Source organism: Mycobacterium sp. Marseille-P9652, assembly GCF_902652685.1.
GTDB lineage: Bacteria > Actinomycetota > Actinomycetes > Mycobacteriales > Mycobacteriaceae > Mycobacterium.
In genome coordinates this window covers 42,462-50,297 of the sequence record NZ_CACRUY010000040.1, presented here as the reverse complement: position 1 = coordinate 50,297, position 7,836 = coordinate 42,462, and the positions used below count along the sequence as shown (strand labels likewise).

Sequence of the window (7,836 nt, the reverse complement as noted above, 5' to 3'; positions counted from 1 at the left end):
ATGGGGGTCATCGCGCTGCGCGGGGTGATCGACCACCCGCAGTTGGAATTGGTCGACCTCGTGGTGCACAGCGACGCGAAAGCGGCGCGCGACGCCGGGGAGTTGTGCGGGGCCGAACCGGTGGGGGTGGTCGCGACACAGGACCCCGCGGCGCTGCTCGCCGGTGACGCCGACGCGGTGGTCTACGCCGCCGGCGCGAACCTGCGACCGCTCGAGGCGGTGGCGGACATGGTGGCGATCCTGCGGGCGGGCAAGAACGTGGTGTCGTGTTCGGTGGTGCCGTTGGTGTTCCCCGACGCGGTCGACGGTGCACTGACCGATCCGTTGCGCCAGGCGGCGCTCGATGGGGGAGTATCATTCTTCACCACGGGCATCGACTCCGGGTTCGCGAACGACATTCTGCCGCTGACGCTTACGGGTGTGTCGCGGTCGATCGAGTCGGTGCGGGTGACGGAGATGTTCAACTACGCCACCTACCCGGACAAGTCGGCGGTGTACGAGATCCTCGGGTTCGGCCAGCCGCCGGAGTGCCGGGCCTTCGCCGCGCAGCCGGGCATGTTCGCGTTCGGCTGGGGTCCCGTGCTGCACCAACTGGCCGCCGGGCTGGGCGTCACGATCGACCACATCGACGAGAGCGTCGAGCGGGTGCCCGCCGGCGAGGCGTTCGACACCCCGACCGGGCACATCGCGGCCGGAACGATCGCGGCGATGCGCTCGACGCTGACCGGTTACGTCGGCGGCAAGGCCACGTTCGTCCTCGACCACGTGACCCGCATGCGTGACGACATCGCCCCCGACTGGCCACAACCCCACATCGCTATCCCGCCGAAGGATCTCGGCTACGGGGCGGCGTCGGGCCGCGGGCTCTATCGCGTCGAGATCGACGGATCGCCGAGCATGCGTTGCGAATTCGAGATGGCCGAGGACTACGACCACGACCTCGGGGCGCGGATGGCGGGCGCCTCGCGGATGGTCAACGCCATTCCCGCGGTGTGTGCGGCGCCGCCGGGCCTGCTGTCGGCCCTGGACCTTCCGCTCGTCACCGGACGGGGCCTCGTCCGCCCGGTGCCCGGACCCCCGCCGGACAGCCGGCTGTTCTAGCCCTTCGGGTACATGGCGGCCGCAAGCTCGCGGATCTCGGCGCGGTCGGCGGCGAGAACGAAACCCGCCTCGATGGCCTCGTCGAGCGCCGCGGTGAAACGCGGTAGGTAATCGTCAATACCGTTCGGGTAGAGGCGGTTCAGCGTTGCCGTGTCGAAGGGTTCGCCGGAGCCGAAGATCGCGGACATGTGGCTCTCGGTCCCGCCGAATCCGGTCGTCCGGGCGATCGGGACGTCCACCCAAGGGGTACGGACCCCGCCCCGCGCGAGGCCGTTGGCGTCGAGAACCGGCTGCGGCTGTTCGGTGTCGCGCACCTCGATGGGTCTGGCCGTCGGCGGCGGCGCGGCAGTGCCCACCCACGCGTTGAGCGCGCCGAGCGCGGCCTGGACGACGTAGTGGTGTTGCGGCGCGAAGTTGATGTAGTGCGAAAGCCGTTGTCCCATCAAGGTGTCGGTGGGCGCGTAGGCGGCGGCGAGGTCGTCGATCGGTGCCGAACCACTGTCGATGGGCGCCACCATGATCGTGTAGTTGTCGGCGTGTGCGGCGCCGGGAATCTCCCAGACGCGCAACCGTTCGTGGTCGGGCTGCCTGGCGAAGTAGTAGCCCTCCCGGGCGGCGCTGAACAGGTCGGTCTCCGTGATGACCGTCAGCACCGGGACGCGCAGGTCCCGGCGGAAGGCGACCGCCTGCCGCGCGCGGTGTTCGTCGAAGATGGAGCTGCCGTCGAGGGGCGCGCCCGCCGCGAACCGCGAGTGGACGAGGAAGCCGTCGAACGCCCCCGCGAGCGGGTCGACCGCGTTGATGTAGGTGGTGAGGAACATGGCCGACTGGGACTCGCCCAGCGCGATGACGTGCCGGGGCCGCAGGCCGCGCATAATTCCGCTGGCGCCGGCACTTCCGAGCAGGGCCCCGGCCTGCGAGAAGATGTCGTAGGCGAAGGCGTCGCCGGGGTGGTGCAGGCCGCCGTAGCGCGCCGGGTCGTGGCTCTTGAGGGACATGTCCGCACCGAGCATGCTGGTGCCGCCCTCCACGCCGACCCGCTGCGCCGAGATCGCGACGTACGCGTAGCCCGAGCGGACGACCTCACGATGCGCCATCATCCACACCGCCGGGGCGTCGATGCCGCTGCTGACGTTGAGCCATTCCACCAGCACCGTCCCGTTGAACCGCGCGGGGTCGGCCGGGGTCAGCGCCGCGATCCGGGTGGTGTAATCGGCTGTGGCGGAGGGGTTTACCGGCCAGTGGCCGTCTGGGCCCAACTCGCCGGCCGCGGCGTACGAGGTGGCGGTCCCGGACACGAAGAATTCCTCGGCGACGTAGCCGACGTCACCAATGTCGTAGGCGCCCAACAGCAGGAACGGTTTGCCGGGCGCGGGGGTGACGATCGGCGTCATTGCAATAGCGAACCGGGCAACCCGAACCTGGCGAACAGCGCGCCGTCGAGGAAGGCGACCACGTGCGAAATCCGGCCGTCGACCATGTCGAGCACGTGCAGTTGGAACGGCACGTGCACCTCCCCGGCGCGCATGTACATGGCGGCCGCCGGCTGGCCGTTGGCGGTCAGGGGGATCATGCGCATGTCGCCGGGATGCTCGGCGGGGCACTGCTGGTGGATCAGCGTGATGATGTCGCGTGCGCCCCGGTACCAGCCGGTGTAGGGCGGCATCTCCCAGATGGCCTCGGCGGTGAACAGCTCGACCAGCCGATCGATGTCGTAGGACTCGAACGCGGCGATGTACCGGTCCAGCAGGTCCTTCGCCTCGGCGGAGTCGGGTGCCGGCAACCGATCCTCCGTGCTGGGCCGGACGGCTTCCAGCTGGGCGCGGGCCCGCTGCAGCAGGCTGTTGACCGCGACGGTGCTGGTGCCGACCGCCTCGGCCACCTCGGCGGCCTTCCACTGCAGCACGTCGCGCAGCAGCAGCACCGCCCGCTGGCGAGGTGAAAGGTGTTGCAACGCGGCCACGAACGCCAGCCGCACCGACTCGCGCGACCCGACCACGACCGACGGGTCGGCCGGGTCGTCGGCCAGGTCGGGCAGCGGCTCGAGCCAGGGCACCTCGGCGCGTTCGACCAGGTCCGCGGTGGGGTCCGCGTTCGGGGCGCCGAGCCCGGTGGGCAGCGGCCGGCGCTGACGGCCCTCCAGCGCGGTGAGGCAGGTGTTCGTGGCGATGCGGTGCAGCCAGGTCCGCATCGACGACTTGCCCTCGAAACGGTCGTAGGCCTTCCACGCCCGCAGCAGCGTCTCCTGCACCAGGTCCTCGGCGTCGTGCACCGATCCGGTCATGCGGTAGCAGTGCGCGAGCAGTTCGCGGCGGTAGGGCTCGGCGTCGGCCGAGAAATCACCCCGGGCGGCGCCGGAGCCTTTGATGTTTTCCGCAAGGAGCTCCACGAGGCATGAGCCTACGCATTGAGGCCGACAGCCAAAAAGGGAAGACCGCCCCGCCAGCCACTACGCTGGCCCGTGATGACTACCACCACCCGCACGGAACGGGACTTCGACGGCGTCGGCGGCGTGCGCATCGTGTACGACGTGTGGACGCCGGACAGCGCACCGCGCGCGGTGGTCGTGTTGTCCCACGGCCTGGGCGAGTATGCCCGCCGCTACGACCACGTGGCGCAGTGCTTCGGCGACGCAGGTCTGGTCACCTACGCGCTGGACCACCGCGGTCACGGCCGCTCGGGCGGCAAGCGGGTGCTGGTGCGGGACATCACCGAGTACACGGCGGATTTCGACACGCTGGTGGGCATCGCGACCCGGGAGCATCCGGGCCTGAAGTGCATCGTGCTCGGGCACAGCATGGGCGGCGGGATCGTCTTCGCGTATGGGGTCGAACGGCCCGACAACTACGACCTGATGGTGCTCTCGGGCCCGGCCGTGGCGGCCCAGGACCAGATCTCGCCGCCGAAGCGGCTGGCCGCCAGGGTGCTGGGTGCGGTCGTGCCGGGCCTGCCCGTCGAGGAACTCGACGTCGACGCGATTTCGCGCGACCCGGCCGTCGTCGCCGCCTACAAGGCCGACCCGCTGGTGTACCACGGGAAGGTGCCCGCCGGCATCGGCCGCGCGCTGCTGCAGGTCGGCGAGACCATGCCGCGGCGCGCCCCGGCGCTGACCGCGCCGCTGCTCGTGGTGCACGGCTCCGACGACCGCCTGATCCCCGTCGCCGGCAGCCGCCGCCTGGTCGAGTGCGTGGGGTCCACCGACGTCCAGCTCAAGGTCTATCCCGGCCTGTATCACGAGGTCTTCAACGAGCCCGAGCGCGCGCAGGTGCTGGGCGACGTGGTCGCCTGGATCTCAAAACGGCTGTGAGCCGCCGCGAGCGGAGTGTCGCCGGGCTGCCGTAATTTGGCGCGTATGACGGACGACAAGATGCTGGCCCGCATCGCCGCCCTATTGCGTCAGGCCGAAGGCACCGACAACGCGCACGAGGCCGACGCCTTCATGAGCGCCGCGCAGCGGTTGGCGACGGCCGCGTCCATCGACCTGGCGGTGGCGCGGTCCCACGGTGACAAGCGCTCGGCCGCGCAGGCCCCGACCCAGCGCACCATCACCATCGGCACGGCCGGCAGCAAGGGCCTGCGGACCTACGTGCAGCTGTTCGTGGTGATCGCCGCGGCCAATGACGTGCGCTGCGACGTGGCGTCTAACTCGGCCTTCCTCTACGCGTACGGATTTCCCGAGGACATCGACGCCACCCACGCCCTGTACGCCAGCCTGGTCGTCCAGATGGTGCGCGCGTCGGACGCTTACCTCGCCACGGGCGCGCACCGGCCGACGCCGACCATCACCGCCCGGCTCAACTTCCAGCTGGCCTTCGGGGCGCGCGTGGGCCAGCGCCTGGCCGAGGCGCGCGACGAGGCCCGCAGCGAGGCCACCAGGGATCGCCGACGCCCGCCCGGAACCGCGATCGCGTTGCGCAACAAGGAGCTCGAGCTCCACGACTTCTACCGCGGCGCGTCGAAGGCGCGGGGCACCTGGTATGCCAGCCGGGCGTCGGCCGGCTACTCGTCGGCCGCCCGGCGCGCGGGCGATCGGGCGGGCCGGCGGGCGCGCCTCGGGAACAGCCCGGAGCTGCCCGGCGCCCGCGGCGCGCTGGGCCGGTGAGCCCGGGCACCAGGGACTCGCAGAGGGCCAAGGTCTACGCCGCCGAGGAGTTCGTCCGGACATTGTTCGACCGCGCGGCCGAGCACGGTTCGCCCGTGCTGGAGTTCTTCGGCACGCAGTTGACGCTTCCGCCGGAGGGCCGGTTCGGGTCGATCGCCGCCGTCCAGCGCTACGTCGACGACGTGCTCGCCCTGCCCGCGGTGCGGCACCGGTGGCCGACGGTGCCGCCGCTGAAGATCCGGCCTCGGCGGGCGGCGACCGCGGCGCACTACGAATACCGCGACGGCACGGGCGTGATCGCGGTGCCCGACCGGGACACCGCCGACTGGGCGCTGCGTGAGCTCGTGGTGCTGCACGAGGTGGCGCATCACCTGTGCCGGGCCGAGCCGGCGCACGGGCCGGAGTTCGTCGCCACGCTGTGCGCGTTGACCGAACTGGTCATGGGGCCCGAGCTGGGGCACGTGCTGCGCGTCGTCTACGCGAAAGAGGGTGTGCGGTGAGCGAGTTGGATCCCGACGCCCGGGCGCGTGAGGTCGAGGCCCGCATGACCGACGACGAGCGCTTCTCGCTGCTCGTCGGGGTGATGGGCGCCGGTGAGATGTGGCCGGTGCGCGACGAACGCATCCCGCCGGGCACCCCAATGAGCGCGGGCTACGTGCCGGGGGTGCCGCGTCTCGGCGTGCCCGCGTTGCTGATGAGCGACGCCGGGCTGGGCGTCACCAATCCCGGCTTCCGGCCGGGCGACACTGCCACCGCGCTGCCGGCCGGGCTGGCGCTGGCCGCAAGCTTCAACCCGTCGCTCGCCCGGGCCGCGGGGGAGGTGATCGGCCGCGAGGCCCGCAGCCGCGGGTTCAACGTCCAGCTCGCCGGTGCGATGAACCTCGCGCGGGACCCGCGCAACGGCCGCAACTTCGAATACCTCTCGGAGGACCCGCTTCTGACGGCCACGATGGCCGCGGAGTCGGTCAACGGCATCCAGGCGCAGGGCGTCGTCTCGACGGTCAAGCACTTCTCGCTGAACTGCAACGAAACCAACCGGCACTTCCTGGACGCGGTCATCGACCCCGACGCCCACCGCGAATCCGACCTGCTGGCCTTCGAGATCGCCATCGAGCGGTCGCAGCCGGGTGCGGTGATGACCGCCTACAACAAGGTCAACGGCGAGTACGCCGCCGCGAACCGCGCCCTGCTGACCGGAATCCTCAAGGGCGCCTGGGGATATCGTGGCTGGGTCATGTCGGACTGGGGCGCGACGCCCAGCTGGGAGTGCGCCACGGCGGGGCTCGACCAGGAATGCGGGGCGCAGATCGACGCCCTGCTGTGGCAGGCGGAGGCATTCGGCGAGCCGCTGCGCTCCGCCTACGCCGACGGCAGGCTGACGGGGGAGCGGCTGTCCGACATGGTCCGCCGCATCCTGCGGTCGGTCTTCGCCGTGGGAGCGGACAACACCTCCGGCGCGACACAAATCGACGAGGCTGCCCATCACGAGGTCGCGCTGCGGATCGCGCGCGAGGGGATCGTGCTGCTCGCCAATGACGGGATCCTGCCGTTGGCGCCGGAATCGGCGGGCCGGATAGCCGTCATCGGCGGCTACGCGCAGGCGGGCGTCCCGGCCGGTTACGGCTCGAGCACCGTCGTTCCGCCGGGCGGCTTCGCGGCTGTGATCCCGATCGGCGGCACCGGCCTGGAGGCTGGGATGCGCAACCTCTACCTGGTGCCGTCGAGCCCGGTGGACGAGCTGAGAAGGCTTCTGCCCCATGCACAGATCGACTTCGATCCCGGCATCGCCCCGGCCGAGGCGGCGCTGGCCGCGCAGCGGGCCGATGTCGCGGTCGTGTTCGCGGTCCGCGCCGAGGGCGAGGGATTCGATCTCGCGGACCTGTCGCTGCCGTGGGGGCAGGACGCGCTGATCGCCGCGGTGTGCGGCGCCAACCCGAACACGGTGGTGGTGCTGGAGACCGGCAACCCGGTCGCGATGCCGTGGGCGGATTCCGTGAGGGCGATCGTCCAGGCGTGGTACCCCGGTCAGGCCGGCGGCCGGGCCATCGCGGAAACCCTTGTGGGAGAGGTTAACCCATCGGGCCGCCTGCCGGTGACATTCCCCGTGAGCCTCGAGCAGACGCCGCGCCCGGAGCTGCCCGGCCGGGACGCGGCGTGGGGAACGCCCAGCACCATCGACTATGCCGAGGGCGCCGACGTCGGCTATCGCTGGTTCGCCAGGACCGGCCGGGACCCGCTGTTCGCGTTCGGTCACGGCCTGTCCTACACGACATTCGACTACCGCGACCTCGTGGTCACCGGCGGCGACACGGTGACCGCCAGCTTCGACGTCGTCAACACCGGCAACCGGGCCGGCGCCGACGTGCCCCAGCTGTACCTGACCGCCGCTCCGGATGGGCAGCGCCTGCGGCTGCTGGGATTCCGGCGTGTCGAACTCGGGGCCGGTGAGGGCCGGCGGGTGACGATCGAGGCCGACTCGCGACTGCTCGCCCGCTACGACGGCGGGGCGGGATGCTGGCGCATCGAGCCCGGCGAACACCGAGTAGCGGTGGGGATTTCGGCCGCCACGTGGCGGCTGGCCGCGCCGGTGGCGCTGACCGGCCGCACGTTCGGGCGCTGAACGAGCCCGACGC

6 protein-coding genes and 1 pseudogene are annotated in these 7,836 nt (G+C 71.4%); 5 read left to right on the top strand and 2 right to left on the bottom strand.

Features of this window, described 5'->3' with window-relative positions; genetic code table 11:
* Window positions 1–1,101: NAD(P)H-dependent amine dehydrogenase family protein (locus GPY60_RS19235; protein WP_156689283.1), on the top strand; the 1,101-nt coding region annotated here is incomplete at its 5' end.
* Here the strand turns inward: GPY60_RS19235 and GPY60_RS19230 are convergent.
* Together GPY60_RS19230 and GPY60_RS19225 are read right to left on the bottom strand one after the other, a co-directional pair.
* Window positions 1,098–2,495, bottom strand: coding sequence for an alpha/beta hydrolase domain-containing protein (locus GPY60_RS19230; protein ID WP_156689282.1), 1,398 nt, complete (start codon window positions 2,493–2,495; stop codon window positions 1,098–1,100). The two genes, GPY60_RS19235 and GPY60_RS19230, sit on opposite strands and share 4 nt — an antisense overlap.
* Window positions 2,492–3,621: pseudogene (locus GPY60_RS19225) on the bottom strand (sigma-70 family RNA polymerase sigma factor). The gene GPY60_RS19230 and the pseudogene GPY60_RS19225 overlap by 4 nt, the downstream one beginning before the upstream one ends.
* On the opposite strand from GPY60_RS19225, the gene GPY60_RS19220 reads away from it, so the two are divergent.
* The 4 genes from GPY60_RS19220 to GPY60_RS19205 are packed head-to-tail and all read left to right on the top strand — an operon-like array spanning window position 3,566 to window position 7,823.
* Window positions 3,566–4,408 carry an alpha/beta hydrolase gene (locus tag GPY60_RS19220; RefSeq protein ID WP_156689280.1) on the top strand — a complete coding sequence of 281 codons (843 nt, stop codon included), beginning with the start codon at window positions 3,566–3,568 and terminating at the stop codon, window positions 4,406–4,408. The pseudogene GPY60_RS19225 and the gene GPY60_RS19220 sit on opposite strands and share 56 nt — an antisense overlap.
* A gap of 45 nt (window positions 4,409–4,453) precedes the next feature.
* Window positions 4,454–5,203, top strand: coding sequence for a DUF2786 domain-containing protein (locus GPY60_RS19215; protein WP_156689279.1), 750 nt, complete (start codon window positions 4,454–4,456; stop codon window positions 5,201–5,203).
* Window positions 5,200–5,703: a TIGR04338 family metallohydrolase gene (locus tag GPY60_RS19210; protein ID WP_156689278.1), complete on the top strand. Its 504-nt coding sequence runs from the start codon at window positions 5,200–5,202 to the stop codon at window positions 5,701–5,703. Before GPY60_RS19215 ends, GPY60_RS19210 begins: the two co-directional genes overlap by 4 nt.
* Window positions 5,704–5,747: 44 nt before the next feature.
* A complete protein-coding gene (locus GPY60_RS19205) occupies window positions 5,748–7,823 on the top strand; it encodes a beta-glucosidase (protein ID WP_156689290.1) in 2,076 nt (691 codons plus the stop codon).
* Window positions 7,824–7,836: the final 13 nt, after the last annotated feature.